Origin of the sequence: Paucibacter sp. M5-1, assembly GCF_027498415.2 — a bacterium.
In the GTDB taxonomy this organism is placed as follows: Bacteria; Pseudomonadota; Gammaproteobacteria; order Burkholderiales; family Burkholderiaceae_C; genus Roseateles_E.
In genome coordinates, this window is record NZ_JAPZLM020000001.1 from 643,629 (window position 1) to 659,594 (window position 15,966).

The following is a 15,966-nucleotide window of genomic DNA, read 5'->3' on the forward strand; positions in this document are numbered from 1 at the left end:
GAGCCCGATGGCCGTTTCCGTTTTTGACCTCTTCAAGATCGGTATCGGGCCATCGAGCTCGCATACCGTCGGCCCGATGCGGGCGGCGCGGCTGTTCGGCCTGCGCCTCAAGCACGAGGGCCTGCTCGAGCGCAGCGCCCGCGTCCAGGTCGTGCTCTACGGCAGCCTGGGCGCCACCGGCAAGGGCCATGGCAGCGACAAGGCCGTGCTGCTGGGCCTGGCCGGCCATGAGCCGGACACGGTCGATATCGAGGCCATCCCCGAGCTGCTGGCCGGCATTCGCGGCGGCGCGCTGAACCTGATCGGCGAGCAGGCCATAGGCTTTGACGAGGCCAAGGATCTGATCTTCAAGCGCCGCGAATCGCTGCCCTTCCATGCCAACGGCATGCGCTGCCTGGCCTTCGATGCCGAGGGCACCGAGATCGCTAACCGTGTCTACTACTCGGTCGGCGGCGGCTTTGTCGTCAGCGACGAGGTCGCGGCCGACGGCAGCAAGCAGAAGGTCATCGCACCCGATGCAACCGTGCTGCCCTACCCCTTCCACAGCGGCGATGATCTGCTGGCGCTGACAAAACAGCACGGCATCAGCATCGCCGAGATCATGCGCCGCAACGAGCGCCACTGGCGCAGCGACGAGGAGACCCGCGCCGGCCTGCTGAAGATCTGGCAGGTGATGCAGGACTGTGTCACGCGCGGCTGCAAGACCGAGGGCATCCTGCCGGGCGGCTTCAAGGTCAAGCGCCGTGCCGCCCAGCTGCACCGCGACCTGACCGCCAACCCCGAGGCCGCGCTGCGCGATCCGCTGCAGGTGATGGACTGGGTCAATCTCTACGCGCTGGCCGTCAACGAGGAAAACGCCGCCGGCGGCCGCGTCGTCACCGCGCCGACCAATGGCGCGGCCGGCATCGTGCCGGCGGTGCTGCATTACTACGCCCGCTTCGTCCACCACGCCAGCGAGGACGGCATCGTCGACTTCCTGCTGACGGCCGCAGCCATCGGCATCCTCTACAAGGAAAACGCCTCGATCTCGGGCGCCGAGGTCGGCTGCCAGGGCGAGGTCGGCGTGGCCTGCTCGATGGCCGCCGGCGCGCTGTGCCAGGTGATGGGCGGCACGCCGGAGCAGGTCGAGAACGCCGCCGAGATCGGCATGGAACACCATCTGGGCCTGACCTGCGACCCGGTCGGCGGCCTGGTGCAGATCCCCTGCATCGAGCGCAACGCGATCGCCTCGGTCAAGGCCATCAATGCGGCCCGCATGGCGCTGCGCGGCGACGGCACCCATTTCGTCAGCCTCGACAAGGTCATCAAGACCATGCGCGACACCGGCGCCGACATGATGACCAAGTACAAGGAAACGGCGCGCGGCGGCCTGGCGGTCAACATCGTCGAGTGCTGAGAGTTCCGGCATCGGCGGGTCACTAGAATGCCGGCATGACCACGTCCAACAGCTCCCAGTTCGAAGACTTCATGCGCCATGTCCACGAGCATGGCGTGCACAAGACCGACCGCACCGGCACCGGCACGCGCAGCGTGTTCGGCCACCAGATGCGCTTCGATCTGAGCCAGGGCTTCCCGCTGGTGACGAGCAAGAAGGTGCATCTGAAGTCCATCATCCTGGAGCTGCTGTGGTTTCTGCGCGGCGACTCCAACGTCAAATGGCTGCAGGAACGCGGCTGCACGATCTGGGACGAATGGGCCCGCGAGGACGGTGACCTGGGCCCGGTCTACGGCGTGCAGTGGCGCAGCTGGCCGACGCCGGACGGCGGCCATATCGACCAGATCGCCGAGGTCGTGAAGACCCTCAAGAGCAATCCCGATTCGCGCCGCATCATCGTCAGCGCCTGGAATGTGGCCGATCTGGGCAAGATGGCCCTGATGCCCTGCCACGCCTTCTTCCAGTTCTATGTCGCCGAGGGCAAGCTGTCCTGCCAGCTCTACCAGCGCAGCGCCGACATCTTCCTCGGCGTGCGGAGACTTTCCAGCATAGCGCACACCCTGCATTGACCGGAACTGGGCTACACCCCGCATGAATCCTAGGTTTCAAGGGTGCGACATGCGGCATAGCGCTATGACCAATGAATGAACGCCCAGCTTCGGCGGGCCAGGTGGCGCCCTTAAGAAATGCTGCGCTGCACAAATTCACGCTCAGGTCAGCTGGACGAGCTAGCTGAGACGCTGTAGCCGCGGGCCACGCAGCGTTCAGGACCCTAGCTTTGGAGCACCGCCTAAATACGGATGCCTGTCCTTGCGCACTACACCTGCTGTAGGGACCATCCAGCGTCCGTTGCACCTTCCTCGCATGTTGGCATAGAGATTCACACCTGCTGAATTCTTATAACTGGGTTCGACATACAAGTAGCTGGGTATGTTGCTCACCAGCTCATTTACGTCAACAGCATATGTATTGCAATACTAATGTACGGCCAATGACATGTGCAGCTGCTAGCTCACATAACCACATGGTGTAAATATCACGTTGCCATGGCTATATTCACATGCTGGGTTCGTCAAGTAGCAGTTGATGACGTTAATTTACCGCTCGCATTGCCAGATGAAAATGTGAAGCTGCAATCACCATATTCATGTGCTGACGTCTGCAAATAGCGGTGCTGGTTACTAATAGACTTTTAGAGGCAGCAGCTTTCCGAGCGCCCCTTGACGCGTGAAACACGGGTCTCAGCCCAGCCTGTGTGAGAAGCCTAAGCGCACTCGCTGCTTCGGTGGGATTGCGGCGAGGTCGACGCACGTGACGAAGAAGCCTGCTTATGCTGGCATCAAGCTGGTGCGACCTAAAATACCCCATCGAGGCTAAACCAAAGCCAAGCACGCAAAATTATCAGTGCTGCACTATTAAACAGCCGGAACCAGTGAACTGAGAGCAGCCAAAATTCTCTGCGAAAAGAGTTATCCCAATGAGCGCTGCGGACAAGGAAAGCCCATCGTGCGGACGCCGCCACTGTATTAGAAACCAGCACCTTCCGGGAAATCCGCCTGCGTGAACATATTGCCAGTCAACCAGCCGTCACTGCGTTAGAGGGGCATGAACAGTTCGTACATCGGCACCTCCAGCGCGAGCGATATCCGCGTGAGGTTGTCGAGCGTCAGGTTGCGCGCGCCGCGTTCCATGTGAGACACGAAGGTTCGATGGATGCCGGCGTGGGCGGCCAGCCCCTCCTGGGAGAAATTCCTCTCCTGCCGAAGCCGCTGAACATTTGCTGCCAGCAGCATGCGCGCTTGGTATAGCTCGTCATCAAAATCTTCCATCCGCCAAGGTTGGTCGGTTGTGACTGAAACGTCTACAGCACACATGTCTACGCCATAAACGTATACTCCATATACGTCACATTCATTACTCTAACTTCCGGCTGGCATGGTGACGTCTGAGGCCTTCAGCCGCTCCATTTCATTGCCACGAACCTACCGATTGAGAGGAACCGCCGATGGACACCCTTCAGTCGAGCATGCCCGAAGAAGGCATTGACCTCGACCACCACCACCACCTCTTCCTTGTCGACATTCGCGGCTTGTTTAAGCCGTCGCAAAAGCCTCAACGGCGCGCTTTCGTAGACCTCCAAGCTGCTATCCGTTTTATCGATGGCCGGGCTGCCACTCTCTCAGCATTTCTTTCCCCGCTAAACCAATCGGCCGACGCGGCCATGTACGGCCTCGTTGAGGAGGCGTTCGAATCGACCATGTCGAAAACCTACATGTTGAGGTTCTCGGGGACGCCAAGCGTCGTTCTCACGTGCACGCCGTCGACCCACGATGGCGCGTTCGAGCCCTATCGCCGCGTCTACCCGACAGCCGGCGCGGACGTATAGGCGTCTCATGGCATGGCCCCGATTTTGTTCCTCAACTTGGGCGGCGTCTGCCATCCGACGTCGACCCAGTACCGGTTCTTTCACGGTCTACAGCACGTAGGTCCGCAGCCGTTCGTGTGGGCCGACCAGCTCCAGCCGATTGCTCAACGTTGGAACCTTTCGGTCGTTCTGCGGTCGACTGCCACGCTGACCTACGGCTTCGATGTAGTCAAAGGCCTCACTCCGGAATGGCTCCAGGAGCGGATAGCTGGCGCTACCGAGGACGTCGTCCGGAACGTCAGCTTGTTCGACATCAGAGTGGTAAACACCAGCTTCGGCGTCATCACGCGCTACATCAAGAAGCACGACGTCACGCACTGGGTAACGCTGAGCGATGACGCCCGGGGTTGGCCAGAAGACCCGCAGGTCAGGCGCCATCTGGTTCAGTGCAATCCGGCGAAGGGCCTGACTTCGTCGGGAACGCTTCGCAAGCTCGAGGAAGCGCTGACGGAGTGCAAGCCATGAGTACCACGCAACACCGCCCGTACTCGCACTCGGAGCCGTGGCACTAACGCGGGAGCTGGAATGGCCACAAAGTTTCGTCCGGATGCACAGCAGTTGCGACTCATCGAAGACGCGAAGGCTCCTGCCGACCTAGTAAATCAGTCCGGTCATCACGCGCTGCCTGAACTCGTCCGGCGCATGGCTGCGGAAGCAGTCTGTGGCCATGCACCCGCCGGGCTGTAAGAGCGCTGAGGGAATCGAGATGGACGTCTCAGCGTTCCGTATCAGGCTGGCCGCGGCCATAAACCTGCCAGTGACGCGCGAGGGTGTGATGGGGCTGCTGGGCGGGGGCTCCTGCAAGAGCACGACGGTCTTTAGGGCTCCAAGACACATAGTGCTGCTTGAGTTTGAGCAGACTGCTGATACACACGACTCTGCGATAACCGAATGCATCTCGGCAGTGTTACGCGGTTTTCCGGAGGCCGAGCTCATTGACTTGACCGACCCAAACGCGCTCATCGACGAGCTGGTGGAGGACGCTGAAGGCCGGGCACCTACGCCTCGAGAGCTTATGCGGCTGATGCGCAGCGATGCGCCATCCCTCGACGCCTTCGCCAGGGCTGCAGCTGGGGTGAACGGACTTCTGGCCACCGCGGCCGAGCGCGTGCTCAGCGAAGAGCAACTGGCCGAACTGCTCAGCGCCGCGCCGGGCGGTAGGCGCGCGGCAGACATGCGATTGACACCCGGCGCGAGCGCTAGGGTCCTCGAGGCGGAGGTGTTTGAGGTCTGGCCGCAACTCGGCCTCGCCCACTTCATGAGCGATGACGGAACCATGTTGACCATCACAGACAAGACTCCCGGCATCTCCTCGCTGGACCGCGTTGCCGAAGGTGAACGGTACGCGTGCGTTGTGACCGGAAGGTTCAACGTCGTCGTCTACGCCGGCCAGGTCACATGACAAGGCATAGGCTACCAGCCGGAACAGGCGCTCAGCGCACCCGCAACATGCACCCCGCGTGGCGCGTATCTTTGAGATGCGCGGGGCACTCGGGCAGTACTGCGCGGATGGCCAGCAGTCCTATGCGTGCCTGGTGTTGGCCTCCACAAGGGTCTACAGCAATCCGCTCGTGCCGCTCTTCGCGGGCAGTACGGCGGAAGCGCGCCGTGATGCACGCAGCCATGGCCATTGAACAGCGAAGCTTCGGACGCCCTCCCAGGGAGACGGTCAGCGATGCCTGACTCGTTCAAGCCAACACCAGAGCAGGAGGCGCTCATCACGGCGGCCCAAGCCGCAGCGGCCCGCGCGAATCGTGAGGGGCACCACGCTCCGAAGGAACTGGTTCGTCGCATGACGCTCGAAGGTCAAGTCACGATGGCGGCGCCGGAAGACACAGCAGCTCAGTCGGACTGTTCATGCGGCGCCGCTGTGGCCGAGAAGGTCAGCGTCTCGACGAGGTTTCTTCAGTTGCTTGCGAGGACGTTCGGACACGCCAAGAAAAACCCCGACCGGTAGGGGTCGGGGTTGAAAGCCTGTTCGCTGTCATCACGGCAGGCCCCCGCTCAGGGAGGAAAAGCGGGGGGCGCAGCAAGCCACGCCCGGGCGCAGTGTAGGTTTGAAGGCCGGCTGCCCAAATCCCCGGAGTGGGCGTGCAGTCGAAACGGGCTACCGTTGGTCGATGAGCTATCGCTCATTCACAGCGGGCGAGAAGCGAGTAGGTTCGCTTACTGGATGAGCTGCGGGCGAACCGGACTGTGCCCCATCCCGTAGGGGCCGCCGGCAAACATCGAGGTGGTCACATCCTCTACGACCTGCGGGCACCACTTCGAGGTCAATCGTTCCAGGAGGGCTTGGCAGAAGACGGATGGACCGGGTGGGCACACCCGCCAAGACTCAGATATGACGCACTGCCTCTTCGCAAATATGGCCGCCACGGGTGATGACACACGACCACGTCCGCTTTGCTGCACCTCACCGACGACGTGAATCGATAGCTGTTCTACACCGGGCAGCTGGACGATGAATGCACCCCAATGCAGCAAGAGGATGACTTCCATCTTCCCGCTGGCCTCCGGCTCTGGCTTCATCTTCGCTTCTGACATCCGCTACTTGTACCAACGGTGTTCGCCGCGCGCAGTTGCTACGGGCGAATTCCGGCCGGGTCGAGTGCGTACCTCCAGGCAGATGACTTCTGCAGCGCTTGCTTGACGACATCCGGTCGGGGCTCGAGCGTGGACTCGAGCCCATCGCTTTGAAGCTTGCAGCCTAGCGATGCGGCAAGGTCGCAGAGCTGAGCGACGAACTGGTCGGTGGTCGCGGCCCTTGCATCCAACCGAGCCGCGAGTTCGAACTCACCGTCGTCATTGGCCACGAGGTCTATGCGATTGCCTAGTTCGTCTCCATTAACGGTCCAGCCGTCGAGCATCTTCGAGCTGACGACGTCGACGTTCCTGAGCCCAGCCTCTACCTGAGGTCGGAATGACGGCGGAAAGTTGGTGCCGCCGGGAGCCCGTGAGAAGCCGAGGTCGAATTGCCAAGCCGCCATGAATGCTCCTGGAGCGAATGCCTAGATTCCATCGATGACGAGGAGATTGTGGTCCAAACGGCACGCTCTTGGTGTGATTCGCTCGAAGCGTTCCTTCGCACCCACCACCGCCGCCGGCTATGCGGTCAGGGTCAACTCCTTAGCATTGCCTTCGTGCGGCCAAGGTATCCTTTCTGCTCCATAACACCCCAGTCCAAGAACGCCATGATGACGTTGAACGACCTGCTGAAGCAGCGTGAAGCCCTCGAGGCCCAGATTGAAGAACTGCAGAACAGCTCGCGCAACCAAGCAATCGCTGAAGTGCGCGCGCTCATGCGTGAGCACGGTCTGACCGTCCAAGACCTCGCAGGCCGAGCGAGCAAGGAGGCCAAGGCCAGCACGGTTGCTCCGAAGTTTCGCGACCTGTCTACAGGTCAAACCTGGTCCGGCCGAGGACTTCAGCCGAAGTGGCTAAAGGCCGCCGTCGAGGGTGGCGCTACGTTGGACAGCTTCCGCGTCTGAGCGCGACTGCCGCTCTTTCAGCGAGCGGCTGCAGGTCGCCGCGCAGCATCGAAAGCCTTTCGCTGTCACGAAAAGCTCCCGCTCAGGGAGGAAAAGCGGGGAAACTCGACACTGTCGAGCCTCACCTCCAATCTACCGCTGCCACGTCTCGTCACTGGTCATGCCCGAGCGCACCTATCTCAACAGCACGTACGAAGAGCGCGTCCAAGTGAAGGCTCTCGGCGCACGCTGGGACGCTGGAATGCGCAAGTGGTACGTCACAGACGACCTGGACCTGACGCCCTTCGCCGCATGGCTGCCCGCCGGCGCAGACACGAGCCCGCTGCGCGTACAGGCTTTTGATGAGTCTGAATCGCGTGATGTCGCCTTACCAAACAAGGGCATCCCGCTGTCGCGGCTCCTGGGCGGAGTGGCCAACTTGGTTTCCAAGGCCTTTGGCGAAGGCGTCTGGACCACGGCAGAGGTTCTCAAGGTCAGCTCTGCCAGGGGCGGCCACGTCTACCTTGAGCTGTCGGAACGAAGCCCGTCCACGGGCGAGGTCATGGCGCAGGCCCGCGCCGTCATCTGGTCCCGGTTTGCCGAAGCTATGCTGTCCGATTTCAGGCGGGTGACCGGTGCCGACCTGGAAGCCGGCATCAAGGTCCTGTTGCGGGCAAAGCCGGTCTTCAAATCTCAATTCGGCTTCAGCCTCGAAGTCGATGCCATCGACCCGAACTACACCCTCGGCGACCTCGAAGCCCGCCGCCGCGAAATCCGCGAGCGCCTCAAGAAGGAACGGTTGTTTGACCGCAACCGTTCGCTGCCGGCTCCCTGGGACTTCACCTATGTCTTGGTCGTAGCACCCGAGCGCGCTGCCGGCCTCGGGGACTTTGCGAAGGAGGCTCAGCGCCTCCAAGCGCATGGCGCCTGCCAGTTCAGCTATGTCCACAGCCGCTTTCAGGGTGAAGGCGCGGCCGCCGAGATAGCTGAGGCCCTGTGCTCCGGCCTGCTCACATGGTCTGGCGCCGAGCTGCCCGACGCCGTCGTCATCCTCCGAGGTGGAGGCAGCGTCAGCGACCTCGCTTGGCTCAACGACTATGCCCTGGCGCGATGCATCTGCGAATGCCCCGTTCCCGTGCTCACCGGCATCGGCCACGAACGCGACGAAACTTCGCTGGACGAAGTCGCGCACCGCAAGTTCGACACCCCGTCCAAGGTCATCCTGGGCATCGAAGAAGTGATGCGGGCCCGTGTTCGCGAGGCACGTGCCTTCAACGACAGCATCCTCAACCTCACCCGCCGCGCTGCCACAACCACCGCCACCGACGTTCTGCACCTGCGTCGCGACATCGAACAAGCCGCCAAGGCAGCAGTTGCCCAGGCACGCGCTGACAGCAATTCCGCCTTCGAGTCGTTGCGCCATGCATCGACGGCAAGCCTTCGCGACGCGCGCAGTTCGGTCAGAGAGAGCGTCGTGGCCGTTCGGTCCGATGCCCGCCAGCTCGTCCAGAGCGCTCGCCACACCGTTCCTGCGGTCATGGCCGACATCGACACCAGGGCGCGAGCGTCAGTCCTCCTCGCGAAGGAGCGAAGCGAAGGCCTGCTGCCGAAGGTCCTTGAACGCAGCCAACGGACCGCTCGCGCAGCGCGTCGGGAGACCGAACTAGCCATCCGAGAAATTGCCGGCCTTACCGGCCGGCTCGTACACCTCCGGCGAAGGGTGGATACGTTGCTACCCGCCGTGCTCGACCAAGCCGCATCGACCGCGCGCACCGCGCGTCGAGAGACCGAACTGGCCATCCGTGAAACCGCGGGCGTTGCCGCCAAGCTTGGACACGTTCGCCGACGAGTGGAAGCGCTGCTGCCGGCCGTACTTGAGCAAGCCTCGTCAGGGACCCGTACGCAGGGGCAAGCTGCTGAGCGTCTGATGCGCGAGACCGCGGAGCGCGCTACCCGAGGCGTCGACGTGGCAGCCGAACGCTCACAGGCGCTGTTCAGGGAGATTGCTGGCCAGGGCCCTCAAAAGACATTGCGCCGCGGCTTTGCCGTGGTGCGCTCCTCGGCCGGCGAGGCCGTGACCTCCGCAGCAACGGTTCAACCTGGCGCTGCAGTGCAGGTTGACCTGCATGACGGCACGGTGCGGGCCGTGGTCGAAACCGTCACTCAAACAACCCAGGAAGGCGGCGCCTGACGCCGAAGAGAAGATGGAAGAGAAGACATTCCGAGATGCCTATGAAGTCCTCCAACGCCATGCTGAGACGCTGCGCAACCAGGATGAGCCGAACATCGACGACTTGTTGGACATCGTGAACGAGTCCGTCAGTGCCTACAAGGTCTGCAAGCAGCGCATCGACGCTGTCGAAAAGGCCTTGGAGGAAGCCCTGGTCGGTGCAGGCCTGGAAGGTGCGGGCCGTGGAGAGCGCGGCGCACCACCTGCATCCAGCGAGACCGGTAGCCGGGGCCGGCCCGCAACTGCGCGCGGGTACGATGACGAGGACGACGACCGGCCCTTCTGAGGGTGTGAAGGTCCAGTCTCCACGGGGTAGGCGCTCTTTCTTTTGGACGTCGTCAAAAGTCGATGTTGTAGAAGAGCCTGTTGTCTAGGAAGCTCTCATCCACGTAGTACGGCACGTCGTCTTCACCTTGCCCGCCATGAACGGAGAAGTAGGTGCAGTCGATGTCGTGCTCCGCATCCACCAGCTTTGCTAGCTCAAGCGTCATCTGCTCTCGCTGTTCGACACTTCGGACGCCGTCAAACTCGGTCAAGCAAGCCAAGTAGCGGCCTTCCTTGTTGACTATCACGCGGCCAGCTTGAACGAGTGCCCGAACAAACGGATGCGTGCTGTCCAGTAGCCACAGCCAGCACGCACCGCTGTCGCCTGCCTCTGGTTGTCCGCTCGCTCGTTCGACGGCTTGCACCCATGCACGAAATTGGTCAACTGCGGCCGTCACCTCGGCTTCCGGCAGATTGAAATAGCCATCAAAGGTAATCGCCGCGTTCCCAATGGCCTTCTCGACCGCGGCGGGGTCGTAGAGGTCTTGCGGCGGCGGCAGGCGACTGATGTCGAGGATGTGGTCGAAGTGCCCATTTGCAACTACGCCTCGGTCAATCAGCGAAAGGATGTCTGCCTTGACGCACTCCACCTCGCTCGTGCTTTTTACGATGACTCCTATCCCCTGCAGGGGGCCTACATCTAGCCGAACATGCGGCACCAGTTCAGCCTCCGAGATGTGGCCAAATTCCACAAGCTCTTTTTCGTATGCGGTCAGGTCACCGCTAAATGGCAATCGCCATTCGCGTTCATGAGTCCAATCTATGCGTCTAGCTGATGTTGGGGCGTACGTGACGTAGCGGTACTGCTCATCAAGCGGAAGCACGTTCGCTGGAAAGATACGAGGGCCGCCTCCTTTTCCAGGAGGAGGGCTTGCTCCGCGATTGGACAGGCCGTAGATAACGGGGTTGGCACCACGGCCATAAAGAGCCGTCTTGCTGAAGGTAAGGGCGTACGACGTCATGGCTTCGCCCCTTTTCGACCGTGCAGCGCTTGATTCCAGAAACGCAGACAAGGGCATCTCAGAGAAACATACTGCCGGGCGAGGTCCATAAATGGTTCGCGCGCCGCCCCGCACAGACCAGGTCGCCCAAAGCCGATGCATCCGAAGAGCAGAGCGAAGCAGGAACAGCGCAGGGTAAACGGGCCCCTGCACGAAGTTGTTGAACGCGAAGTTCTCCGGCATCTGAGGTGAGTTGCCAGACGCCGGGTCGACGTCACGGAAGAAATGAATCAGTCTGTCCGAGAGGTCGAATCTGGTGTTGTTTGACACTTGCTATCTCCCTTAACGATTTTTGGCGGAACGCCCGCGACAGCAATCAGCAGACCACCGTCTCCACAACTCCGGCATCGGTGAGCAGTTGGTAGAGGTCGGAGACCTTCTCCCGGCTGCCACGACCACTGCAAAACATGAACACCGCGCGCTGCTTGGCGCGAGACAGCGCGACGAAGAACGTCGCCAGTCCCTCCGGATTTCCAGGCGTGTAGCTCCACCAGGACTTGTCGTCCAGCCCGATGAAGGCAATGGTGTCGTACTCGAGGCCCTTGCTCTTGTGCACCGTCAGGAGCGGAATCTGGTCCGCGCCTTCGTACAGGTCCAAGCAGTCTGTCCAGGTGCCTGTGGATTCGGCGCATTCAGCGAGATGGATGCTCAGCCCGTCGCGGATGAGTTGGGCCATGTCGTTGCGCTGATATCGCGTATGGGAGCGAACGATGCGCTCCATGTCCAGGAACGAGTAGACCTTGTCGACGGCCGCAGCGGCGGACGCCTCGGAAGGCGACTTGGCGTCGAGCAAGGTGCGCAGCTCGACCAGGAACTTCTCCAATTCCGCCTCTGCGCTCCGGGCGCCGGAGGCGTCCGCCGTGTCGACACCAGCAAGAAACTCCACGGCTGACCAAGCCGTCTGCCACGCTGCCGGCGCCTTCACTCGAGTGCCGAGACGCAGGAGAGCCAGCGCCACTTGGGCGATGTCGTCGACAAGGAGGTCCTGCAGGGAGACCTTGCCGACCATCTTGCTCTCGTTGCGGATGGCCAGGCCAGCTGCGGCAAACGTCGGCTGCAGCTCGCGTTCAAAGACCTCCGCCTTCTGGCGGACCAGCAGAGCGTAGTCGCGCGGCTGCTTGTTCCGCGCGGCCATGTCTGTGGCCATCCACGTCGCCAGATACTCAGCCTCGCCCTGGCTGTGAGAACTCGACCAAACCTGCACGACGTCCTTGTCCAACTCGGCTGCGGCTTGGGACTGCGTTGGGATGGAGCCGGCATCAAGAGCCGTGGCGACGACGTGCTGCACCCTCACCAGCTCGGGCGACGAGCGGAAGTTGAACAGCAGCGGCACCCGCTGCGCGCCGAAGTCCGCCTCGAACTGCTCGAACGCATCAGAGCGGGCGCCGGCCCACAGCATGATGCGTTGCTTGTGGTCGCCCACGACAGTCACGCTCGCAGAGCTGCCCATGAACGCAGACTTCAGGAAGTCGTACTGAGCGAACGTCGTGTCCTGGAACTCATCCACGAACACGAACGAGTACGTCGACCGAAGCGCCGCGAGGAGGTGAGGCGACGACCTCAACAGCAGCTCAGCCAGCCGGTTCAAGCTGGAGAAGGTGAGGCTGGAGGGCTGGGATAGGCGAAGGACCTTCTTCCACCAAAAGTTGCAGAGCAACTCTTGGTAGTTGGTTGCCTTCGCGGCAACGAGCGGCAGCTTGCTGTTCCCCAGCACATCTGCCTCGAATCTGAACAGGTCGAGCTTGCTGATGTCGTGGCGCCACTCGGGCTGGGCCAAGGCAATCGCTCCACGCTGGAAGTCCTTGAGATATTCCTTGTCCGGGAACAGGATGTCGTACGGCCTCGTCGGCCGCCACACTGCAGGAAGGGCGTTGGCGAAGCGGTCGACCAAGCTCTTGGTCAGTGCGTCGAACGTGAACGACGAGAACCGGCTCGCAAGCTCCGGCGGGCAACGCTCTTGCACGCGCTTGGCGAGATTGGCAGCCGCGTCGGTCTTGAACGAAATCGCCAGAATCCGATGCGGCGCAGGGCAGATACCCGTCTCAAGCAGGTACACCGCGCGCTGGGCCAGGAACTCGGTTTTTCCGGCGCCCGGGCCTGCCACTACCGACGTGTTCCCCGTGCTACGGAGCGCAGTCCAAGCCGCGGGCTCCAATCCGGGGATGCCCCGTGGCCTCCAGGCATCCGGCGTAATCCTCCGAGCGAAGTCCATTGGGGCCACCTCAGAGGCTCTTGCGCATCACTTCGATGAGTTCCTTCAGGAACGGCGGCATGGCCTCGATGAGCTTCTCGTCCTTGAGCTTGCTGAGGGCCCGAACGTGGGTGCTCGGCTTACCCCGGCCGAGGAAGAGGTATCGGTACCAACGAAGGGCCTCGTCATGTTCCGGCCCATACGCGCCGGGGCTACCACCATCGCCCAGCACAGCATCTCGAGCGTCGAGCCCGGCCTTTGGCCCGTTCATTCCCTCCTCAAGAACCGTGTAGGCGTCGAAGTAGGCCTCGAGCATCGAATAGTCCAGGTCCAACGGCGCGGAGAAGAACACGTTGTGCTCTTTCAGCGCAGCGAGCCAGATTTCAAGTTCCGCCTGGTCATTCTTGGCGTCCAAAGTGGCCAGGTTCTTCTCCGCTAGTGGGTCGTCAGCGGTCACGTCTTTGAAGAAGGTCGTCGGAGGGGTTCCGTTGGCAAACAACTGCCGCAGAGCTATTTTCACCCGCCCCCAGGCACCGCCCTGGCGCCCCCAATCCAGGTCCAGCAGGGTCGCGTGTGGGATGTCCAACGTTTTGAGCAGCTTCCACATGTGGTTCACGTGACGACCGCCCAACGGAACCACCGCCACGAACGAGCGGTCGATTTCGACACCCATGGCTTTGGACAGCCGCGGGATGACTACTTCTTCAGTGGCACCCTCGCCCAACACGACGAACTTGGCGAAGTAAAGCTCCGGATAGTTGCGCACCGCCTCACGCAGGTATTTGGATGCGTCCTCAAGCTCTGCGGGCATCTCCACCGCGCGGATGCGGGCGGTCCTGTCCTCGGTCAAGCGGAAGTGGCGAACCGCCTCGGGCTTCACGCGAGACAGGATGCTCGCGGAGTGGCTCGAGATGACCGCCTGAGCTTGAGCCGTGCCGACCAGCTCTTCCACCTGGGCAAGGATGCGCGACAGATAGAACGGCGCCAGCGTGTTTTCAGGCTCCTCAAGCGCGATGAGCGTCAGAGCCGGGATGGAAATGCTTCCGGGAACGAACCCGTGGGCCGCATCCCCCTTCGCGGCCTCTGCTTCGGCATCCAAGGTCGCGGCCGTCAGCGCCAAGTGGAACAGCGACTTCTGCCCGTCGCTGAGCTCATTGATGTCGCGGTCGCGCCCGTCATCCCCGGGCTGGAAGGTGACATCCACTTGGCCGATGAACTCCTGCCAACGCGTGTCCACCGGACGGAACACCGGGACTGCATCGGTGCCAGCGTCATGAAGAGCCTGCCAGCGCTGCTTCACCTTCTCTTCGATGCGCAGGACAGCCGGCTCTTCCCTGAAGACTGTGTTCAGCGCGGCACCAGCGCCGTCGAGAGCTGTCTTCACTTTCCCCGACCACTGAATGGCTTTCCACAGACGCCCCTTCAGCAGCGCCGAAACCTGCGAAGCGCCATCGCGCGTGGCCGGGATGTACAGCAGCTGGATGCGCGAACGGTCCGCCCCCTTCAGGTTCACGCAGTCGGCCGGCGTGTAGTCCCCCAGGGACCGAACCGCAATGTAGGTCTCCTCGATGGCTCCCTCGGCCGTGCCGTCATCGACCCACGTGGCTTCCAGCCGTAGCCTAACCTTCAACTTGCCTTTGTCGTCGGCGGCCATCTGCTGGAAGAACTCCGGCACCGCCGTAGTCTCTGTGCCGCTGTCCAATTCCGGGAAGACCAAGATGGCTTCGAGGCTCAGCTCGCGCAGGGGTGGCACGGCCTTCTCGTTCGCCGGCACGTGGAAGTCGCGGCGCCGCAATCTGCGCTGTTCGGCAGTCATGCCGAAGAGCCGCTGAAGGCACTGCATGACCGCGGTCTTGCCACTGCCATTGGCGCCCACCAGCGCAGTCAACGACGAGTCCAGCGAAAGCTTGGTCCCTTGGGCGCCGAAGCACCTGAAGTTGGTCAGCGTGACCAGTTCGATGTACATGTTCTCTCCCTGCCGGCATGAACGCGTCTACCCACGACGCCGGACGTTTTTCTGAAATGTACCCAGCCGAACTTGCTCGTTGGGCTTGCCACGCGGATGGAGGCGGTTGACGATTCCTGCCGCGTTGCGGCACAGGCCCATCTCTGGCGGTAGGCGCCCGACGAGCCTTCCAACATCTAAATGTCGAACGCCGTCGTCATATCCCTGACTGACGAGCCATTCGGCCAAGACCACATTGACTGCAGCACGACAAAGGTCGACCAACGCAATCCCGCTCTGCTAATGAGCCGCATCGACGATTTGCCGACCTCACGCAGAACGCGCTCCCGCCCAGAGGCGGGAATGGCCGCCTAGAGGGCATCGTCATGGAGAGATGCAATCTCTCGCTCAGCGGCAGCATCATTTGTCAGCGTGTACTCGACGGAAATGTAGCCACTGTCGGCTGCACGCGCATTGGCGGCCAAGAATACAGACGCAAGAGCTTCAGTGAGGGAAGAGCCCTTGGTAGCGTCCCACTGACTGAACAGTAGCCGCTCCTCCTTCAAAAGTCCTGTCATCCACTCCTGTGGCTCATCCCAAATGCTTCCCGTGAGTAGTATGTCAATATGTTCACACGCGCCATAAGTGTTTCTCAGCCTACCTTCCATATCTATAAATGCGCTTTTCAATGAGCCTCCGAAGCTGTTCGTCGCAACCTCAGCTCCGATGGCCTTTATCCATGACAATCCGCTCACCGGCGCGATTTTCACAACATAGAAATCAAATGCAGGATGCATTTTTGGCGGGTTATTAATCCGGTATTTGTATGGAGCAACCTCCACGATGTCCAATCCATCGAATTCCTCAAGTTTCATTCCTTGCGTAAGGCCAAATGGAGCTTGTAATGACATTGAAGCCTCAAAATTCAAAAGTTAAAATTTGCGAGCG

At 61.7% G+C, this 15,966-nt stretch carries 14 protein-coding genes and 1 pseudogene; 9 read left to right on the forward strand and 6 right to left on the reverse strand.

What is annotated here, in order from left to right; genetic code table 11:
* Positions 1 to 7 precede the first annotated feature (7 nt).
* Both O5M90_RS02940 and O5M90_RS02945 read left to right on the forward strand, forming a co-directional pair.
* On the forward strand, positions 8 to 1,396 hold the full coding sequence (locus tag O5M90_RS02940) for an L-serine ammonia-lyase (protein ID WP_269841503.1): 1,389 nt from the start codon (positions 8 to 10) through the stop codon (positions 1,394 to 1,396).
* 35 nt (positions 1,397 to 1,431) lie between these two features.
* A pseudogene (locus O5M90_RS02945) lies at positions 1,432 to 1,968 on the forward strand (thymidylate synthase); the annotation flags it as partial.
* A 1,062-nt stretch (positions 1,969 to 3,030) separates the two neighbouring features.
* Here the strand turns inward: O5M90_RS02945 and O5M90_RS02950 are convergent.
* On the reverse strand, positions 3,031 to 3,264 hold the full coding sequence (locus tag O5M90_RS02950; RefSeq protein ID WP_269841502.1) for a helix-turn-helix domain-containing protein: 234 nt from the start codon (positions 3,262 to 3,264) through the stop codon (positions 3,031 to 3,033).
* Between the two features lie 176 nt (positions 3,265 to 3,440).
* On the opposite strand from O5M90_RS02950, the gene O5M90_RS02955 reads away from it, so the two are divergent.
* The 4 genes from O5M90_RS02955 (at position 3,441) to O5M90_RS02970 (ending at position 5,817) form a co-directional block, all read left to right on the forward strand.
* The gene (locus O5M90_RS02955; RefSeq protein ID WP_269841501.1) at positions 3,441 to 3,821 is read left to right on the forward strand and encodes a hypothetical protein; all 381 of its coding nucleotides are present in this window, start codon (positions 3,441 to 3,443) and stop codon (positions 3,819 to 3,821) included.
* Positions 3,822 to 3,833: 12 nt separating this feature from the next.
* Complete coding sequence (locus tag O5M90_RS02960; RefSeq protein ID WP_269841500.1) at positions 3,834 to 4,325, forward strand: HAD domain-containing protein; 492 nt, start codon at positions 3,834 to 3,836, stop codon at positions 4,323 to 4,325.
* Positions 4,326 to 4,527: 202 nt separating this feature from the next.
* Positions 4,528 to 5,262 (forward strand): hypothetical protein, encoded by a 735-nt coding sequence (locus tag O5M90_RS02965; protein ID WP_269841499.1) that lies wholly within the window; start codon positions 4,528 to 4,530, stop codon positions 5,260 to 5,262.
* 273 nt (positions 5,263 to 5,535) lie between these two features.
* Complete coding sequence (locus O5M90_RS02970; protein WP_269841498.1) at positions 5,536 to 5,817, forward strand: hypothetical protein; 282 nt, start codon at positions 5,536 to 5,538, stop codon at positions 5,815 to 5,817.
* Between the two features lie 625 nt (positions 5,818 to 6,442).
* Here the strand turns inward: O5M90_RS02970 and O5M90_RS02975 are convergent.
* Positions 6,443 to 6,847: a hypothetical protein gene (locus tag O5M90_RS02975; protein WP_269841497.1), complete on the reverse strand. Its 405-nt coding sequence runs from the start codon at positions 6,845 to 6,847 to the stop codon at positions 6,443 to 6,445.
* Between the two features lie 204 nt (positions 6,848 to 7,051).
* Here O5M90_RS02975 and O5M90_RS02980 point away from each other — a divergent pair, with 204 nt between their 5' ends.
* From O5M90_RS02980 to xseB, 3 genes are all read left to right on the forward strand, one after another.
* A complete protein-coding gene (locus tag O5M90_RS02980; RefSeq protein WP_269841496.1) occupies positions 7,052 to 7,348 on the forward strand; it encodes an H-NS histone family protein in 297 nt (98 codons plus the stop codon).
* Between the two features lie 160 nt (positions 7,349 to 7,508).
* Positions 7,509 to 9,518, forward strand: a complete 2,010-nt coding sequence (gene xseA / locus O5M90_RS02985; RefSeq protein WP_269841495.1) for an exodeoxyribonuclease VII large subunit — start codon at positions 7,509 to 7,511, stop codon at positions 9,516 to 9,518.
* Between the two features lie 13 nt (positions 9,519 to 9,531).
* A complete protein-coding gene (gene xseB / locus O5M90_RS02990) occupies positions 9,532 to 9,843 on the forward strand; it encodes an exodeoxyribonuclease VII small subunit (protein ID WP_269841494.1) in 312 nt (103 codons plus the stop codon).
* Between the two features lie 52 nt (positions 9,844 to 9,895).
* Here the strand turns inward: xseB and O5M90_RS02995 are convergent, their stop codons facing one another.
* The 4 genes from O5M90_RS02995 to O5M90_RS03010 form a co-directional block, all read right to left on the reverse strand.
* Positions 9,896 to 10,843, reverse strand: coding sequence for a DUF4427 domain-containing protein (locus O5M90_RS02995; protein WP_440401807.1), 948 nt, complete (start codon positions 10,841 to 10,843; stop codon positions 9,896 to 9,898).
* Positions 10,844 to 11,198: 355 nt separating this feature from the next.
* Positions 11,199 to 13,094: a UvrD-helicase domain-containing protein gene (locus O5M90_RS03000; RefSeq protein ID WP_269841492.1), complete on the reverse strand. Its 1,896-nt coding sequence runs from the start codon at positions 13,092 to 13,094 to the stop codon at positions 11,199 to 11,201.
* Between the two features lie 10 nt (positions 13,095 to 13,104).
* Positions 13,105 to 15,039 (reverse strand): ATP-dependent nuclease, encoded by a 1,935-nt coding sequence (locus O5M90_RS03005; RefSeq protein WP_269841491.1) that lies wholly within the window; start codon positions 15,037 to 15,039, stop codon positions 13,105 to 13,107.
* Positions 15,040 to 15,389: 350 nt separating this feature from the next.
* Positions 15,390 to 15,929, reverse strand: a complete 540-nt coding sequence (locus O5M90_RS03010) for a hypothetical protein (protein ID WP_269841490.1) — start codon at positions 15,927 to 15,929, stop codon at positions 15,390 to 15,392.
* Positions 15,930 to 15,966: the final 37 nt, after the last annotated feature.

What these genes read in the sequence shown, in the direction of transcription:
- O5M90_RS02940 (WP_269841503.1), top strand. Translation starts at nt 8, where the DNA reads ATGGCCGTTTCCGTTTTTGACCTCTTCAAGATCGGTATCGGGCCATCG.
- O5M90_RS02950 (WP_269841502.1), bottom strand. Translation starts at nt 3,264, where the DNA reads ATGGAAGATTTTGATGACGAGCTATACCAAGCGCGCATGCTGCTGGCA.
- O5M90_RS02955 (WP_269841501.1), top strand. Translation starts at nt 3,441, where the DNA reads ATGGACACCCTTCAGTCGAGCATGCCCGAAGAAGGCATTGACCTCGAC.
- O5M90_RS02960 (WP_269841500.1), top strand. Translation starts at nt 3,834, where the DNA reads ATGGCCCCGATTTTGTTCCTCAACTTGGGCGGCGTCTGCCATCCGACG.
- O5M90_RS02965 (WP_269841499.1), top strand. Translation starts at nt 4,528, where the DNA reads ATGCACCCGCCGGGCTGTAAGAGCGCTGAGGGAATCGAGATGGACGTC.
- O5M90_RS02970 (WP_269841498.1), top strand. Translation starts at nt 5,536, where the DNA reads ATGCCTGACTCGTTCAAGCCAACACCAGAGCAGGAGGCGCTCATCACG.
- O5M90_RS02975 (WP_269841497.1), bottom strand. Translation starts at nt 6,847, where the DNA reads ATGGCGGCTTGGCAATTCGACCTCGGCTTCTCACGGGCTCCCGGCGGC.
- O5M90_RS02980 (WP_269841496.1), top strand. Translation starts at nt 7,052, where the DNA reads ATGATGACGTTGAACGACCTGCTGAAGCAGCGTGAAGCCCTCGAGGCC.
- xseA (WP_269841495.1), top strand. Translation starts at nt 7,509, where the DNA reads ATGCCCGAGCGCACCTATCTCAACAGCACGTACGAAGAGCGCGTCCAA.
- xseB (WP_269841494.1), top strand. Translation starts at nt 9,532, where the DNA reads ATGGAAGAGAAGACATTCCGAGATGCCTATGAAGTCCTCCAACGCCAT.
- O5M90_RS02995 (WP_440401807.1), bottom strand. Translation starts at nt 10,843, where the DNA reads ATGACGTCGTACGCCCTTACCTTCAGCAAGACGGCTCTTTATGGCCGT.
- O5M90_RS03000 (WP_269841492.1), bottom strand. Translation starts at nt 13,094, where the DNA reads ATGGACTTCGCTCGGAGGATTACGCCGGATGCCTGGAGGCCACGGGGC.
- O5M90_RS03005 (WP_269841491.1), bottom strand. Translation starts at nt 15,039, where the DNA reads ATGTACATCGAACTGGTCACGCTGACCAACTTCAGGTGCTTCGGCGCC.
- O5M90_RS03010 (WP_269841490.1), bottom strand. Translation starts at nt 15,929, where the DNA reads ATGTCATTACAAGCTCCATTTGGCCTTACGCAAGGAATGAAACTTGAG.